Source organism: Serratia sp. GW822-FHT06E05 (assembly GCF_058799445.1).
The window spans coordinates 120,262-136,989 of record NZ_JBXALM010000001.1 but is presented as its reverse complement, the minus strand read 5'-3'; the positions used below and the strand labels follow the sequence as shown (position 1 = coordinate 136,989).

At 57.6% G+C, this 16,728-nt stretch carries 13 protein-coding genes; 11 read left to right on the top strand and 2 right to left on the bottom strand.

Annotated features, from left to right (window positions below; translation table 11 throughout):
* Positions 1–9: 9 nt before the first annotated feature.
* Together AC1RKC_RS00620 and hslJ are read left to right on the top strand one after the other, a co-directional pair.
* Positions 10–1,002 carry a 2-hydroxyacid dehydrogenase gene (locus tag AC1RKC_RS00620; RefSeq protein WP_046373427.1) on the top strand — a complete coding sequence of 331 codons (993 nt, stop codon included), beginning with the start codon at positions 10–12 and terminating at the stop codon, positions 1,000–1,002.
* A 19-nt stretch (positions 1,003–1,021) separates the two neighbouring features.
* A complete protein-coding gene (gene hslJ / locus AC1RKC_RS00615; RefSeq protein WP_048758730.1) occupies positions 1,022–1,450 on the top strand; it encodes a heat shock protein HslJ in 429 nt (142 codons plus the stop codon).
* A 43-nt stretch (positions 1,451–1,493) separates the two neighbouring features.
* On the opposite strand, the gene AC1RKC_RS00610 is transcribed toward hslJ, so the two are convergent.
* Positions 1,494–1,754, bottom strand: a complete 261-nt coding sequence (locus tag AC1RKC_RS00610; protein WP_046373425.1) for a putative hemolysin — start codon at positions 1,752–1,754, stop codon at positions 1,494–1,496.
* Between the two features lie 470 nt (positions 1,755–2,224).
* On the bottom strand, positions 2,225–2,557 hold the full coding sequence (locus AC1RKC_RS00605) for an SMR family transporter (protein WP_044551516.1): 333 nt from the start codon (positions 2,555–2,557) through the stop codon (positions 2,225–2,227).
* A gap of 248 nt (positions 2,558–2,805) precedes the next feature.
* Between AC1RKC_RS00605 and nifJ the strand changes: the two genes are divergently transcribed.
* The 9 genes from nifJ to bhsA all read left to right on the top strand — a co-directional run bounded on the left by nifJ (position 2,806) and on the right by bhsA (position 16,481).
* A complete protein-coding gene (nifJ, locus tag AC1RKC_RS00600) occupies positions 2,806–6,339 on the top strand; it encodes a pyruvate:ferredoxin (flavodoxin) oxidoreductase (protein ID WP_261286912.1) in 3,534 nt (1,177 codons plus the stop codon).
* 217 nt (positions 6,340–6,556) lie between these two features.
* Positions 6,557–7,711, top strand: coding sequence for an efflux RND transporter periplasmic adaptor subunit (locus tag AC1RKC_RS00595; RefSeq protein WP_493092244.1), 1,155 nt, complete (start codon positions 6,557–6,559; stop codon positions 7,709–7,711).
* Positions 7,711–10,896, top strand: a complete 3,186-nt coding sequence (locus tag AC1RKC_RS00590; RefSeq protein WP_493092245.1) for an efflux RND transporter permease subunit — start codon at positions 7,711–7,713, stop codon at positions 10,894–10,896. The genes AC1RKC_RS00595 and AC1RKC_RS00590 overlap by 1 nt, the downstream gene beginning before the upstream one ends.
* Entirely contained in the window at positions 10,893–12,389 is a 1,497-nt protein-coding gene (locus AC1RKC_RS00585) for an efflux transporter outer membrane subunit (RefSeq protein WP_493092246.1), read from the top strand. The genes AC1RKC_RS00590 and AC1RKC_RS00585 overlap by 4 nt, the downstream gene beginning before the upstream one ends.
* A 60-nt stretch (positions 12,390–12,449) precedes the next feature.
* Positions 12,450–14,990: a heavy metal translocating P-type ATPase gene (locus AC1RKC_RS00580; protein WP_493092247.1), complete on the top strand. Its 2,541-nt coding sequence runs from the start codon at positions 12,450–12,452 to the stop codon at positions 14,988–14,990.
* Positions 14,991–15,024: 34 nt separating this feature from the next.
* The gene (locus AC1RKC_RS00575) at positions 15,025–15,333 is read left to right on the top strand and encodes a glutaredoxin family protein (protein ID WP_130015819.1); all 309 of its coding nucleotides are present in this window, start codon (positions 15,025–15,027) and stop codon (positions 15,331–15,333) included.
* 34 nt (positions 15,334–15,367) lie between these two features.
* The gene (cueR, locus tag AC1RKC_RS00570; RefSeq protein WP_128865194.1) at positions 15,368–15,868 is read left to right on the top strand and encodes a Cu(I)-responsive transcriptional regulator; all 501 of its coding nucleotides are present in this window, start codon (positions 15,368–15,370) and stop codon (positions 15,866–15,868) included.
* 59 nt (positions 15,869–15,927) lie between these two features.
* Entirely contained in the window at positions 15,928–16,128 is a 201-nt protein-coding gene (locus AC1RKC_RS00565; protein WP_115058725.1) for a heavy-metal-associated domain-containing protein, read from the top strand.
* A 92-nt stretch (positions 16,129–16,220) separates the two neighbouring features.
* Complete coding sequence (gene bhsA, locus AC1RKC_RS00560; RefSeq protein ID WP_046373417.1) at positions 16,221–16,481, top strand: multiple stress resistance protein BhsA; 261 nt, start codon at positions 16,221–16,223, stop codon at positions 16,479–16,481.
* Positions 16,482–16,728 lie beyond the last annotated feature (247 nt).

Genomic DNA, 16,728 nt, shown 5'->3' with positions numbered 1-16,728 from the left:
GAAACCACGATGAAATTGGCGATATACAGCACCAAACAGTATGACCGTAAATATCTCGAACTGGTGAATCAGCAGTTTGGTTACGAGCTGGAGTTCTTCGACTTCCTGCTCAGTAAAAAAACCGCCAAAAACGCCGCCGGCTGCAAAGCCATCTGCATCTTCGTCAACGACGACGGCAGCCGTGAAGTGCTTGAAGAACTGGCGGCGTTGGGGGTCGAAATTTTGGCTCTGCGTTGCGCCGGGTTCAATAATGTCGATTTGGACGCCGCCAAAGAACTGGGCATCAAGGTGGTGCGCGTTCCGGCCTACTCGCCGGAAGCGGTCGCTGAACATGCCGTGGGCATGATGATGTGCCTGAATCGTCGTATTCACCGTGCCTATCAACGCACCCGCGATGCCAATTTCTCGCTCGAGGGATTGATCGGTTTCAACATGCACAACCGTACCGCCGGGGTGATTGGCACCGGTAAGATCGGCGTCGCCACTATGCGCATCCTGAAAGGCTTCGGCATGAAACTTCTGGCTTATGACCCGTACCCAAGCGAACAGGCATTGGAGCTGGGCGCGGAATATGTCGATCTGAAAACGCTGTACGCGCAATCTGACGTTATTACCCTGCACTGCCCGCTGACGCCGGAAAATCACCACCTGTTGAACACCGACGCTTTTGCGGCGATGAAAAATGGCGTGATGATCATCAACACCAGCCGCGGCGGTCTGATTGACTCATCAGCCGCGATTGATGCCCTGAAACAACAGAAAATCGGCGCCCTGGGGATGGACGTGTATGAGAATGAACGCGACCTGTTCTTCGAAGATAAATCCAATGACGTGATCCAGGACGATATTTTCCGTCGTCTGTCTGCCTGCCACAACGTGTTGTTCACCGGTCATCAGGCTTTCCTGACCGAAGAGGCGCTGACCAGCATCTCGGAAACCACGTTGCAGAACGTGAGCCAATTGGATCGTGGTGAGCCTTGCCCTAATCAGCTCAATGCCTGATTTGTCCTAAGGAGAGCCGATGAAAAAGTTTATGTTGGTGGCGTTAATACCGCTGCTATTAGCCGGGTGTGGAATGAGTCAAAACGGAAAGACGGTAAAGGAAAGCGATCTGTTGCATCATAACTTTATTTTGCAAAGCGTCGACGGCGTAGCGGTGAAAGCGGGCCAGGGCAAGCAGCCCAACATCGAGTTCGGTGAAACCCTGCACGTTTCCGGTGCCATGTGTAACCGCTTCTTTGGCAATGGCCAATTGCAAAATGGCGTGCTGACGGTAAAAGGTCTGGCTTCAACACGCATGCTGTGCGCAGACCCGCAACTCAATCAGTGGGATCGGGTGATCGGCGACGTGCTGGGCAAAGGAGCAAAAGTCACCCTCAGCGCTCAGCAATTAACGCTGAGCGGCGGCGACCATACCCTGGTTTATACACTGCGCGATTGGGTGCAGTGATCCCTGTGCACCAGGCTGTTCTGCGGCCTGGTGTTATTAACCGTTAGCCGGCGCTCGCGCAGGCACCCCGCCCCAACGTCGACTCTTCGCACTGTTTGCCATTCGGCATCTGGCACATTCTGATCGCTTCGCCGTTTAAATTGTGGGTCACGGTCGTGACGCCGCCAACGATGGCACAGTTAGCACTGGTCTGTAAGTTATTGATTCTTGCACTGTTAGCCTGCTGGACTGGTTCTTCGTTGTTGCTGCTGCAGGCGGCCAAAAGCAGTACGGTGCCGGCCAGCAACCCTTTTAATATTGTCATTAATCCACTCCTGAACCCGAAACTGCGCTGTGTAAAATCGCCATTGCCGATAACTCGCATCACTTTATTGCGGACACGTTAGGTTATCTTTGATGCAAACCTGTTTAATCTAGCCTGATATATAAATAATGAAAATATATTCCTGCAATTATTTGCCGTTTATTTGAACAGCGACGAAATTATTATGGTTACTGGATTTTTCCGCTCTGTCCGCGGAGCAAACGTCGAACATCCCTGCCCGACCTGAACAAGGGTCAGTCACAGCAGGGTTAAACAGGCATTTTAGGAGAGGTTAACGCTTTGAGGCGGGGCGAAAAGCACCAAAATGCGGTGTCAAAATGGCGCATTTTTGCCAGTAAAAGGAAGATCCAAACTTGGGGGTAATCTATTATTTTCCGTTATTTATTAATAAGGTTTTCTGCCAGCGCCACTGAATGTCGCGCTGGCGATTGTTTCGGTTTAAATAAGGATCAGTGTGCTGCGGTTTTCGACAGTAAATTAATCACCAACACGCCAGCAATAATTAATCCCATCCCCAGTACGGCTGGCCAATCCAGCTTTTGTTGATAAACAAATACCGCGGCAATTGACACCAGAACAATGCCCATGCCCGACCAGATGGCGTAAACAATGCCCAGCGGCATAGTTTTCACCACCATCGACAGCCCCCAGAAAGCTACGCCATAGCCGACCACGACCACCAGCGACGGCCACAAGCGAGTGAATCCCTCAGAGGCTTTCAGCATGGTGGTGGCGATCACTTCTGCGACTATCGCCATGGTCAAATACATAAATCCGCTCATCGTTTTTTCTTCTGTAAGTTTACCTATTCACCAGTATGACGCGCCGGAAATAAATTGTCGTTAAACAACGATGACAATTTTTCTTCAGGGCCATTTAAAGTCGTGAAATATCTCTTTGTCGCATTTTTTGTCGATTTATCATCCGCCACACAAACGCGATAAAGGGCCAATATATCCCTCTGCTAGACTTTGTTAATTACTGCGAGAGGTGACTTTCGCAGCTTTTTGAGCAATGAAAGGTAAAGTTGATGATTACTACAGATGGTAATAATGCAGTCGCTTCCGTCGCCTACCGCGCCAGCGAAGTGATTGCCATCTACCCAATCACCCCCAGTTCGACCATGGCGGAACAGGCGGATGCCTGGTCCGGCGACGGCCGTCAAAATATCTGGGGCGACGTGCCGCGAGTGGTGGAAATGCAGTCGGAAGGCGGTGCGATCGCCACGGTACATGGCGCATTGCAAACCGGCGCGCTGTCGACCTCGTTTACCTCATCGCAGGGCCTGCTGCTGATGATCCCGACGTTGTACAAACTGGCCGGTGAACTGACGCCGTTTGTGCTGCATGTTGCTGCGCGCACCATCGCCACCCATGCGCTGTCGATTTTTGGCGACCATTCCGACGTGATGGCCGTACGCCAAACCGGCTGCGCCATGCTGTGTGCCAGCAACGTCCAGGAAGCACAGGATTTTGCGCTGATTTCCCAAACGGCCAGTCTCAACAGCCGCCTGCCGTTTATTCACTTTTTTGATGGTTTCCGCACCTCGCATGAAATCAACAAAATCGTGCCGCTGAGCGACGATACCCTGCGCCAGATGCTGCCTCAGGACGCGATTGATGCGCACCGCAGCCGCGCACTGTCGCCTGATCATCCCGTGGTGCGGGGCACCTCCGCCAACCCGGACACCTATTTCCAATCGCGCGAAGCCACCAACCCCTGGTATAACGCGACCTGCCAGCATGTGATCGACGCGATGGACAAGTTCGCCGAGATCACCGGCCGGGCGTATCAGCCCTTCGAATATTACGGCCATCCGCAGGCCGAGCGCGTGGTGATCCTGATGGGATCCGCCATCGGCACCTGCGAAGAAGCGATCGACGCCCTGTTGACCCGTGGTGAAAAAGTCGGCGTGCTGAAAGTGCGGCTGTTTCGGCCGTTTTCCGCGCAGCACCTGCTCAGCGTGTTGCCGGAAAGCGCGAAGAAAATCGCCGTACTGGACCGTACCAAGGAGCCCGGCGCGCTGGCGGAGCCCCTGTATCTGGACGTGATGACCGCACTGGCTGAAGCGTTCAGCCGGGGTGAGCGCGCCCATATGCCGATGGTGATCGGCGGCCGTTATGGGCTCTCCTCGAAAGAGTTTGGCCCTGACTGCGCGTTAGCCGTGTTTAACGAGCTGGCTCTGGAGCGCCCGCGTCCACGCTTTACCGTCGGTATTTTCGACGATGTGACCGGTCTTTCCCTGCCACTCAGTGAAGAAACCCTGCCGCAGCGCGCGTCGCTGGAGGCGCTGTTTTACGGTCTTGGCAGTGACGGCTCCGTTTCCGCTACCAAGAACAACATCAAAATCATCGGCAACAGTACGTCCATGTATGCCCAGGGCTATTTCGTTTATGACTCGAAAAAGGCCGGAGGCCTGACGGTATCCCACCTGCGCGTCAGCGAACAGCCCATCAACTCGGCCTATCTGGTCAGTCGCGCCGACTTTGTCGGCTGCCACCAACTGCAGTTTATCGATACTTACCAGATGGCGGAGCGCCTGAAACCCGGCGGCATTTTCCTGCTCAATACTCCCTATGGTGCCGAAGAGGCCTGGTCGCGGCTGCCGCAGGAAGTGCAAGCCGTCTTGCAGCAACGTCAGGCACGCTTCTATATCATCAACGCGGCGAAACTGGCACGTGAATGCCGGCTCGGTGCACGTATCAACACCGTAATGCAGATGGCGTTTTTCCATCTGACCCAAATTCTGCCGGGCGACGTGGCACTCCAGCAATTGCGGGATGCTATCGAACGCAGCTACAGCAACAAAGGCCAGGATATTGTTGAGCGCAACTGGCAAGCGCTGGCTGCCACGCTTGACGCGCTGATTGAAATCCCCCTGCAGCCGGTTAACGAAAGCAGCCCAATGCGACCGCCGATTGTCTCGGATGCGGCGCCTGACTTTGTCAAAACCGTGACCGCCGCGATGCTGGCCGGACTGGGGGATGCGTTGCCGGTGTCAGCCTTCCCGCCGGACGGTACCTGGCCGGTGGGGACCACCCAGTGGGAAAAGCGCAATATCGCCGAGGATATCCCCATTTGGCAGCCGGATCTGTGCACCCAGTGCAACCACTGCGTTGCCGCCTGCCCGCACTCCGCCATCCGCGCCAAAGTGGTTCAGCCGGAGGCCATGGAACATGCCCCTGCCTCGCTGCAATCGCTGGATGTGAAAGCGCGCGACATGCGCGGCCAGAAATACGTACTGCAGGTCGCGCCGGAAGACTGTACCGGCTGCAATCTGTGCGTTGAAGTCTGCCCGGCAAAAGATCGCCAGAACCCGGACATCAAGGCCATCAACATGGCATCGCGCCTTGAGCACCTGACTGAAGAAAAAGCGCATTACGACTTCTTCCTGCAGTTGCCGGAAATTGATCCCTCGCAGATCGAGCGGATCGACATCCGTACCTCGCAGTTGATTTCGCCGCTGTTCGAATACTCCGGTGCCTGTTCCGGCTGTGGGGAAACACCGTACATCAAGCTGCTGACCCAGCTTTATGGCGACCGGTTGCTGATTGCCAACGCCACCGGCTGTTCGTCCATTTACGGCGGCAACCTGCCGACTACACCTTATACCACCAATGCCGAAGGCCGCGGTCCAGCCTGGGCCAACTCGTTGTTCGAGGATAATGCGGAGTTCGGTCTGGGCTTCCGCTTAACGGTCGATCAGCACCGCAGCCGCGTACTGCGTTTGCTGAACACCCTGGCGCCGCAGCTGCCGGCACAGTTGGTCAACGCTCTGCAGATGACGGATATCGCACCAGAGCCGCGTCGCCAACAGATTAAGGAACTGCGCGGCTTGCTGGCGCAGATTGAGGGTCACGACGCGCGCCAACTGGCGACTGACGCCGATTATCTGGTGGATAAATCCATCTGGCTGATTGGTGGCGACGGCTGGGCTTACGATATCGGGTTCGGCGGGTTGGATCACGTCCTCAGCCTGACCGAAAACGTCAACGTGCTGGTGTTGGACACTCAGTGTTACTCCAACACTGGCGGCCAGCAATCGAAGGCCACCCCGCTCGGGGCGGTGACCAAGTTCGGCGAACACGGCAAGCGCAAGGCACGTAAGGATCTGGGCGTCAGCATGATGATGTACGGCCATGTTTACGTGGCGCAAATCTCGCTGGGTGCGCAGCTTAATCAGACGGTGAAAGCCATTCAGGAAGCCGAAGCTTATCCGGGGCCATCCCTGATCATTGCCTACAGCCCCTGTGAAGAACACGGTTACGATCTGGCACTCAGTCACGACCAGATGAAACAGCTGACCGCGACCGGATTCTGGCCGCTGTATCGCTTCGATCCACGTCGCGCCGATGAGGGCAAACCGGCGCTGGCGCTGGATTCCCGGCCGCCAAACAGCAATCTGACCGATACGTTGTTGAAAGAACAGCGCTTCCGCCGCCTGAACTCACAGCAGCCGGAAGTCGCCAGCGCGCTGTATCAGGCCGCAGAAAAAGAGCTGAAGGAGAAGTACGACTTCCTCAGCCTGCTGGCCGGCAAGGGGGAAACCTCCTCGGCCGAGTAAACCCACGGGGCGCGACCGGTTCGCGCCCCGCTTTTCTTTTTTGCCACTGCGTAACGCTCTCCACGCCAGACGCCCTCGCGCAACACAGTATCGAATAGCCTGAATCAGCCCTCAAAAACAGCTTGACCTTCCAAACGTGGTAAGTCCGATAAGTGCAATCAGAGCCGCTTCGGCTCAATAAATTCCACTGTCGACTTCAGTCGCGAAAGGTCAAATGATGAAAGCCAAACGTGTCACTCTAATCACTGCGGCGATAAGCGTCGCATTCGCTGTCGCCGGTTGCAAAGAGACGGTGTCCGCAGCTGCTCCCGCCAAGCCTCCGAGCGTACCAGTAGCCGAAGTGGTCGTTCGCCCGGTCACGCCTTTTGTCGAGTTCACCGGTTCGCTAACCGCTGTCAAACAGGTTGAACTGCGCCCAAGAGTCGCCGGATATCTGCAAGATGTCAGCGTGCCGGAAGGTCGCTGGGTTGAGAAAGGCCAACGGCTGTTTCTCATTGACTCTCGGGTGTACGAAGCCGCGCTGAGTGCCGCCAAAGCTCGCTTGCGCGAGGCTGAAGCAGCAGCGCGGCTCGCTCAAACGGAATATGCCCGTGCCACACAGCTGTTTGCTCAAAAGGTTTTTGCGCGTGCTCAGCTCGATACGGCAACCGCTTCGTTGAATGCAGGCAAAGCGCAGATCGATGCCGCGAAAGCCGCCCTGGCTGCGGCAGAGTTGGATATGGAGTTCACGCGCGTCACGGCACCTATCAGCGGGCGCGTCGGCCAGGTGCTGGTCACCGAGGGCAACTACGTTACCAATGGCGTAACGCCGCTCACGACGATTGTCTCGACCAACCCGCTCCAGGTTTATTTCGACGTCGACGAGCGCACCTATTTGCGTTCGCTCGCCGCAGACCGCACTCGTGCCACCCCGCCGGCAACCAAGGTGATGGTCGCGCTGATCACCGACAAAACCTATACCCGAACTGGCCGTGTCGATTTTCTTGCCAACTCCGCCGACCGTGGGACGGGCACCGTGCGTATTCGCGCCGTTGTCGATAATGCCGATGGACAATTGACCCCTGGCCTGTTTGCCAAGGTCAAACTGGAAACCGGTGCACCGCGCGCCCGCGTACTGGTGTCCGATCAATCAATTGGCACCGATCAGGGCCGCCGCTATGTGTTGGTCGTCGGCAAAGGTGACAAAACCGAATATCGGCCAGTCGAGCTCGGCCCGATGGTCGAAGGCATGCGGGTGATCGAACAGGGTCTGCAGCCGGGTGAGCGTATCGTGGTCAAGGGCCTGGTACGCCCCGGTATGCAGATCACGCCGCAAACAACCGCCATTGATGGTGCTCCCATGACGGCGCCGACAACCACGGGGGCCGCGTAATGACTTTTCCTCGTTTCTTCATCGCACGCCCGATATTTGCCATCGTCCTGTCAATTTTGATGGTGCTCGCCGGCAGCGTGGCCTTCTTCCAACTGCCGCTTAGCGAGTATCCGGCAGTCACTCCGCCAACGGTGCAAGTGACCGCATCTTACCCCGGAGCCAACCCCAAGGTGATCGCTGAAACGGTAGCGGCTCCGCTCGAACAGGCAATCACCGGGGTTGAGGGCATGTTGTACATGTCGTCGCAGTCGGCAACCGATGGCCGAATGATCCTGACCGTCACTTTCGCCCAGGGCACCAATGCCGATATGGCGCAGGTTCAGGTGCAAAACCGGGTTTCGCGCGCGCTGCCGCGGTTACCTGAAGAGGTTCAACGCCAGGGCGTCGTCACGCAAAAAACCTCGCCGGATATCCTGATGGTAGTTCACCTGCTGTCGCCCGATCAGCGTTACGATCCTCTCTACATTTCAAATTACGCTTACCTCCAGGTACGCGATGAGCTTTCCCGCATCCCCGGAGTCAGTGACGTTTTGGTTTGGGGTGCCGGCGAGTACAGCATGCGGCTTTGGCTCGATCCTGATTTGATCGCTGCGCGAGGGCTGACGGCCGGTGACGTTATCGCCGCCGTACGCGAACAGAACGTTCAGGTGGCGGCCGGCTCGGTTGGCCAGACACCCAACTCCAACGCTGCATTCCAGGTGACGGTCAATACCCTCGGCCGCCTGACCGACGAGGAACAGTTTGGCGATATCATTATTCGCACCGGTAGCGACGGCCAAATCACTCGCCTGCGAGATGTCGCCCGCATCGAAATGGGAGCTGATGCCTACGCGTTGCGCAGCCTGCTCGATGGTGAGCCGGCCGTCGCGCTGCAAATTATTCAAAGCCCGGGAGCTAACGCGCTAGACGTTTCTAAGGCCGTGAGGGCCACCATGCAACGGCTCGAAACTCACTTTCCGGCAGGACTCACTTCGCGCATAGCTTACGACCCAACGGTCTTCGTCAGTGCTTCTCTGGAGTCGGTAGCCACCACCCTGCTGGAGGCGATCCTGTTGGTGGTGATCGTGGTAGTGCTGTTCCTGCACAACTGGCGCGCGTCGTTGATCCCATTGATGGCGGTGCCGGTATCGCTGATCGGGACCTTTGCCGTCATGCATCTGATGGGCTTTTCGCTCAATACCTTGTCGCTGTTTGGCCTGGTGTTGTCGATCGGGATAGTGGTCGACGACGCGATCGTCGTGGTCGAAAATGTCGAACGACATATCGAAAATGGCGAAGAGCCTCCCCAGGCCGCAAGGCGCGCCATGGATGAAGTGACCGGCCCAATCATCGCCATTACCTCGGTGCTTGCCGCCGTATTCATCCCCACTGCCTTCCTGAGCGGCCTGCAGGGGGAGTTTTATCAACAATTTGCGCTCACCATCGCCATTTCAACCATTCTGTCGGCCATCAACTCCCTGACACTCAGCCCGGCGCTGGCCGGCCTCTTGCTGCGTCCGCGCAAGGCTGCGATCGCCCGAGATCCGCGCACCCTGCGCGGTCGTGCCGATCGGTTGTTCCGTGCGTTTGGCCGGCCTTTCCGACACGCGCCTAGCGCTTATGGCAATACGGTCCGCAAAGTGGTCCGTGTTAGCGGTCTGGCACTTTTGGTCTACGGTGGCTTACTGGCACTGACCTTCTTCGGCTTTAAGGCGGTTCCGCCCGGCTTCGTACCGATGCAGGACAAATACTACCTGGTTGGTATTGCCCAACTGCCCAATTCGGCCTCGCTGGAACGCACCGATGCGGTCGTCAAACAGATGTCAAAAATCGCGCTGGCGGAACCCGGTGTCGAGAGCGTCGTAGCCTTCCCAGGGCTGTCGATCAACGGCTTCGTCAACGTACCGAATGCCGCCGTCATGTTCGTTATGCTTGACCCGTTTGAAGCTCGTACAACAGACGATCTCAGCGCGACCGCGATTGCCGGCCGCCTGCAAGCAAAATTCGCCGGCATTCCCGATGGCTTCCTCGGCGTATTTCCACCGCCACCGGTACCGGGTCTGGGCGCCACCGGCGGTTTTAAAATGCAAATTGAGGATCGCAGCGGCGCCGGATTGGATGCTCTGGTTCAGCAGACCCAGATCCTGATGACCAAAGCCACCGAGTCGGGACAGGTGGCCGGACTGATGACCAGCTTTGACGTCAATGCCCCACAACTCGACGTTGCCATCGATCGTACCAAAGCCATGAGTCAGGGCGTCCGTCTGGCGGATATCTTCGAATCGCTGCAGGTCTATCTCGGTTCTCTCTATGTCAACGATTTCAACCGTTTTGGCCGCACCTACAAAGTGACCGCCCAGGCCGATGCAGACCATCGCATGCAGGCAGAAGCCATCGGTCGCCTGCAAGTACGCAATGCTGCCGGGAAAATGCTGCCTTTATCTTCATTTGTTACCGTCACACCGAGCTCAGGCCCAGACCGAGTGATCCACTACAACGGCTATCCTTCCGCCGACATCTCCGGCGGGGCCATGGCCGGCATCAGTTCGGGTCAGGCGGTAGCCGTGATGGAGCGTCTGGCGAAGGAAGTGCTGCCGGAAGGCATGACTTTTGAATGGACCGACCTTACCTACCAGCAAAAGCTGGCCGGGGATTCGGCGTTGTTCATCTTCCCGCTGTGTGTGCTTCTGGCCTATCTCATCCTTGCCGCTCAGTACAACAGCTGGTTGTTGCCGCTGGCCGTCCTGTTGATTGTGCCGATGTGTCTGCTGAGCGCCATTATTGGCGTATGGATGACCGACGGTGACAACAACGTCTTTGTGCAAATCGGGCTGATCGTACTGGTCGGTTTGGCCGCCAAAAATGCCATTCTTATCGTCGAGTTCGCCCGCACTCTCGAGGCCGAGGGCGCAAGCGCGCTGGATGCGGTTATCGAGGCTTGTCGGCTGCGACTGCGGCCAATCCTGATGACCTCCCTTGCCTTTATCGCCGGTGTGGTTCCTCTGGTCTTTGCCGGCGGTGCCGGGGCGGAGATGCGCCATGCAATGGGTATCGCCGTCTTCGCCGGCATGCTAGGCGTGACGCTGTTCGGTCTGTTCCTGACGCCGGTGTTTTATGTGGTGATGCGTAACCTGTCCGTTCGTATCGAACGCCGCCGGGCAGAATCGAAGCTGCGCAAACAGCGCATTAAGGAGAGCACCTCATGAAAAGCCTCTATCAATCGCTGTGGTTCCCCCTGAGTGCGCTTACCCTGTTAACCGGGTGTTCATCCGTAGGGCCAGACTATTCGCCGCCTTCGCTGTCTTCGGCACGGCTTCCCGCCAGCTTTGGTGAAGCTTCGCCAGGCCTTAATTACGCTGCCGTGGAGGTTGAATGGTGGCGTGCCTTCGACGATCCGATATTGAGCGGACTGATCCGGCAGGCGCTTTCGGTTAATCATGATATCGGCATTGCCGCCATGCGGCTCGAAGAAGCAAAAGCCCTGCTGCGCGAGGATCGTCAGAGCTTTCTGCCAAGCGGCGGCCCTGCTTTCAGCTATGAAAACCGTCGCAAGAGCGAGATAGAGACATCCCCTGATCAGGCTCGTCAGCAGGAAACCTATCGCGGTGCCGTAGACACCGCCTGGGAAATCGATCTGTTCGGTCGCGTGCGCCGTTCGGTTGAGGAAGCCCAGGCGCAGGCAGGCTCGCGTGAAGCCTTGTTGCGCGATGTGCAAGCCGGCGTTGCAGCAGCGGTGGCCGCCACCTGGTTTGAACTGCGCGGTATCGAGGCCGAGCTTGCTGTCGTTGAAGATATCACCCGAAGCCAGCGCGAGAGCCTGGCTCAGGTTGAACGTCTGGCGAATGCCGGTTCAGCCAGTGAGTTCGACCGACTGCGCGCCGAGGCGTTATTACACAATGTCGAGGTTGTCGCCCCCGAGCTCGAGCGCCGTCGCGCGGTTTCCGTCAATGCGCTGGCGGTATTGCTTGGCGAAACGCCGCAAAGGTTTAGCCCTCCAGTCGCCATACCTGGGCGTGATGAACTGAAGGTTACCTCCCTCGCCGTCGGCAACCCCGAGGCGCTCCTGGCACGACGTGCCGATATTGCGGCGGCCGAACGCACTCTGGCGGCAGCAACCGCCCGGATTGGGGTAGAAACGGCAGGTCTCTACCCCGAGATCCAGGTACAAGGCTCGATCGGATTCGTTGCCGGGAACCTCGATGCAGTGAACGGTGCCGGAGCTTTGTCCGGTTTTATCCTTCCGGTCATTCGCTGGTCTCTGCTCGATAACGGTCGCGTCCGAGCGCGGATTGCCGCCAGTGAAGCTCGCGCCCAAGAAGCTCTGCTCCTCTACGATCAAACACTATTGCGCGCGCTGCAAGAAACCGATGACGCCTTCAAAACCTATAAAGCAACAGGCAGCACGCTCGAACTGCGCCTGCTTGAATCAGCAGCCAATCGTGAGGCCGCTCGTCTCGCCCGGTTGCAGTTTTCCCAGGGGCAAGGCCTCTATCTGGAAGTCCTTGACGCAGAGCGTTCCGACTTTAACAGCCGGCGAGCGCTGGCGGTCGCACGCACCGAACAACAACTCGCCGTGGTCAGCATCTATAAGGCATTGGGAGGTGGTTGGCAGGTGTGTACTGTGGAGACGACGCTCTGCGGTGGAGCCAAAACGAGGCCGAATCTGCCCCTGGCAAAACAAATCCCTGACAGGTCTTGACCTTCCCACAGTGGGAAGCTTTAAGCTTTTCGATATCCGAATCAGTAAAGGGGTAGTTCAATGACTTCCGTCTCTGTGCAACAAGGTTCTAATTCAGCCCTGCGCACCACTCGTCTGAGTCTGCCGGTCGAAGGTATGACCTGTGCTTCCTGCGTTGGCCGCGTCGAACGTGCGCTAAAAGCCGTTCCCGGCGTGCAAACGGCAACGGTCAATCTGGCCACCGAGCGCGCCGATATCACTTTCGGCGATCGCGCCGATCCGCAGGCAGCCGTTGGTGCCATCGAGAGCGCCGGTTACGCCGTTCGTGAAGAAACCACTGAACTCGGCATCGAAGATATGACCTGCGCGTCCTGTGTCGGTCGGGTTGAGAAAGCGCTCAGGCAAATTCCGGGCGTGATCGAAGCGAATGTCAACCTGGCGACCGAGCGTGCCCGGGTGCGCCATAGTGCCGGGATCGTCACCACGGCCATGCTTGAAGCCGCGGTCGAACAGGCCGGTTATAAGGCCCGTCGCTTGTCTGCCGCCACGGCAAGTTCTGACGATCAAGACAGTGAAAGGCGCGAGAACGAAGCACGTGGACTACGCCGATCTTTACTGATTGCCGCCCTCCTGACCTTGCCAGTATTCGTCCTCGAAATGGGCTCGCACCTGATTCCCGCGATGCATCATTGGGTGTTAGGGGTTCTGGGTGAACAGCGCAATGGGTATCTGCAGTTCGTGCTTACCACGCTGGTGCTGTTTGGGCCCGGCCTGCGCTTCTTCCGCAAAGGCGTGCCGGCGTTGCTGCGCGGTGCCCCTGACATGAACTCGCTGGTGTCGGTGGGTACAGCGGCGGCTTATGGCTACTCGGTGGTGGCCACTTTCATTCCGCAAGTGCTGCCGCAAGGTACCGCCAACATCTATTTCGAAGCCGCCGCGGTGATCGTTACGCTGATTTTGCTTGGGCGCACGCTGGAGGCTCGCGCCAAGGGGCGAACCTCTCAGGCGATAAAACGGTTGGTTGGGCTGCAGGCCAAAACGGCGCGCGTCGAGCGTAACGGTGAAACCCTGGAAATCCCGCTCGACCAGGTGACCACCGGTGATGTCGTGTTCGTTCGCCCGGGCGAGAAGATCCCGGTCGACGGTCAGGTCGTCGAAGGTGCCTCTTATGTAGATGAAAGCATGATCACCGGCGAACCGGTGCCGGTGTCCAAGAGTGTCGGTGCCGAAGTGGTCGGCGGCACCATCAACAAAACCGGGGCATTCAGCTTTCGCGTCACCAAAGTCGGTGCCAATACGGTACTCGCGCAAATTATCCGCTTGGTTGAGGAAGCCCAGGGTTCCAAGCTGCCGATCCAGGCGTTGGTCGACAAGGTGACCCTGTGGTTCGTCCCGGCGGTGATGGCGGCGGCAGCGCTGACGTTCCTGATCTGGTTGATCTTCGGACCGACGCCGGCACTGACCTTCGCGCTGGTGAATGCGGTGGCCGTGCTGATTATCGCCTGCCCTTGCGCCATGGGGCTGGCCACCCCCACCTCGATAATGGTCGGCACTGGCCGCGCCGCCGAGCTCGGCGTGCTGTTCCGTAAAGGCGAAGCCTTACAGGCACTACGAGATGTCAGCGTTATCGCGCTGGACAAAACTGGCACCCTGACCAAAGGTCGCCCTGAGTTGACCGACCTGGTACCGGCCGAGGGCTTCGATTACGACGAGGTTCTGGCGTTGGTTGCCGCAGTGGAGACCCGTTCGGAGCACCCTATCGCCGAAGCCATCGTCGCCGCCGCAAAACAGCGCGACCTCAAGATCGCCGCTATTGAAGCCTTCGATGCCACACCGGGCTTCGGTGTATCAGCCAAGGTCAGCGGCCGAACCGTCGCCGTTGGAGCCGACCGCTTCATGACGCAGCTCGGCCTGGACGTGGCCAGTTTCCTGCCGGCCGCCCAGCGTCTCGGAGAGCAAGGCAAGAGCCCGCTTTATGCTGCGATAGACGGTCGTTTGGCGGCGGTGATCGCCGTTGCCGACCCGATTAAAGAGACCACGCCAGAGGCAATCAAGGCGCTGCACGCATTGGGGCTCAAGGTCGCGATGATCACCGGTGATAATGCAGCAACCGCCTCGGCAATCGCCCGACAGCTCGGTATCGATGAGGTCGCGGCTGAGGTTTTACCCGACGGTAAGGTCGCGGCGCTGAAGCAGTTCCGCAGCCATGGTGCACGCGTCGCTTTCGTGGGGGACGGCATCAACGACGCCCCGGCGCTGGCCGAAGCAGATGTTGGGTTGGCCATCGGTACGGGAACCGATGTAGCTATCGAAGCGGCAGACGTGGTGTTGATGTCCGGTGACCTGCGTGGTGTGGCAAATGCCATTGCGCTCAGCCAGGCGACGATCCGCAACATCAAGCAGAACCTGTTCTGGGCCTTTGCCTACAACGCAGTGCTGATCCCGGTTGCGGCAGGCATGCTTTACCCGATAAACGGCACCTTGCTTTCGCCGATCTTCGCCGCTGCAGCGATGGCGCTCTCCAGCGTCTTCGTGCTCGGCAACGCGCTCCGTCTAAAGCGTTTCCAGGCACCAATGGGTATCGAATCCCGCCCTGTCGGGCCGGAAAACGTAAAGGTTTAGGCGGCAACACTACAACAGGTTTGAGGAGGCCAGCATGGCCAGTGAATTTCATCCTCAGGTCGTCATCTACACCATGCCGACGTGCTCAGACTGCCAAACGTTGAAATCCTGGCTCGAAAATGAAGGGATCGCTTTCGAAGAACGCGATCTCTCCAACCCCGAGATCAGCGAGGAGGCCAAGGCGCGTGGCGGTGTATGTATCGCGCCAACCACTCAGGTGAACGCGAAAGTGTTCTATCGCACCTATCACCTGGATTGGTTGTGGTACTCGATCTGTCCAATCGCGCCAGCGAGTGCCAGCGATAACGCTACCTGTCGACCCGTAGCCGATCCCCCGCTTTAGGGAAATTTAATGAATCCCCCAGAAGGAGTGAATAATGAACATCGGTCAAGCAGCCAAGTCTTCTGGCGTTTCAGCAAAGATGATCCGCTATTACGAACAAATTGGCCTGATTCCGAAAGCCCTTCGTTCTGATGCCGGTTACCGGCATTACAGCTCACAGGACGTACACAGTCTGCGATTTATTCGTCGTGCACGCGATCTGGGGTTTTCTGTCGAGCAGATCTCGGCCCTGCTGGTCTTGTGGAACGACCGCGATCGTGCCAGCGCCGACGTTAAAGAGATGGCGCTTTCCCATGTTGCCAGGTTGAAAGCCAAGATCGCCGAACTGCAAGAGATGGCGCAAACGCTCGAATACCTTGCCGATCACTGCCATGGCAACGATCGCCCAGACTGCCCGATCCTGGCGGATTTGGCTGAGCCTGCTACAACCACGGAGCCCAGCCTGCAACCCCCTCGTGAGGCGCCACGCTTTGGCGCTTATACACCGGTATCGTCATTGAATTCAAAGCAAAAATTTTCACTGAAAAGCGTTTGACCTTGCCACGCTGTCAACCCGCATAGTGACCGGACACCCTAAAGAACCAGGAGATTGATATGCACAGTTTCTACATTCCCAATATGACCTGCGGCGGTTGCGCGAAATCCGTCACCAAGGCACTGCACAGTGTCGATCCGCAGGCCCAGATTGAAACCGACCCGGCCGCGCGTCAGGTTCAGGTCGATAGTACTCAGGACGAAAGTGATTTTCTCGCGGTGCTGCGTGAAGCAGGCTATCCGGCGCGAGAAGACCAATAGCCAACCCACATTGGTCTGAAAAACTCACACTGAGCGAATCAACCTCGTCGCCAGTCTTAATCGATACAGGCCACAGAAAAGGAAATCACAGCATGAAAAACGTCAATCTGGCCCTCACTGCCCTCGCGCTGGCCACCCTGTCGTTCACGACCGTCGCCGCTACCCTGGTTGACTCAGCACCCACCGATCGGCAAAAAGCCGGGATCATTAGCGCCTGCGCAGCAAGCAATAATCTTTCTAGCCTACAGCGGGAACTGGAAGCCAAGGCGGTCGAAGCCGGCGCCGAGGTATATCGCATCATCGGCGCCTCCGGCAATAACCGTCTGTGTGGCACAGCTGAAATTTATAAATAAAATTGAGTCGGTAAGACATGGGGCCCACATGCGGCCTCATGTGGGTTTGGCACCCATTATTTTCCGTTTTCCATCCCCACCACGCAAAACACGCTGGTATTCGTTCTCACAATCCGTACCATACACGCCACATTGATGCATGTTGGGTGCGTTTATCCCCAGACAACCAGGCATGACAGCACGCCAAGGTTCTTCACGGCCCCGAGAGCGAAATGAATAATGACCCAATCAGCCTGTTGAATGCTAA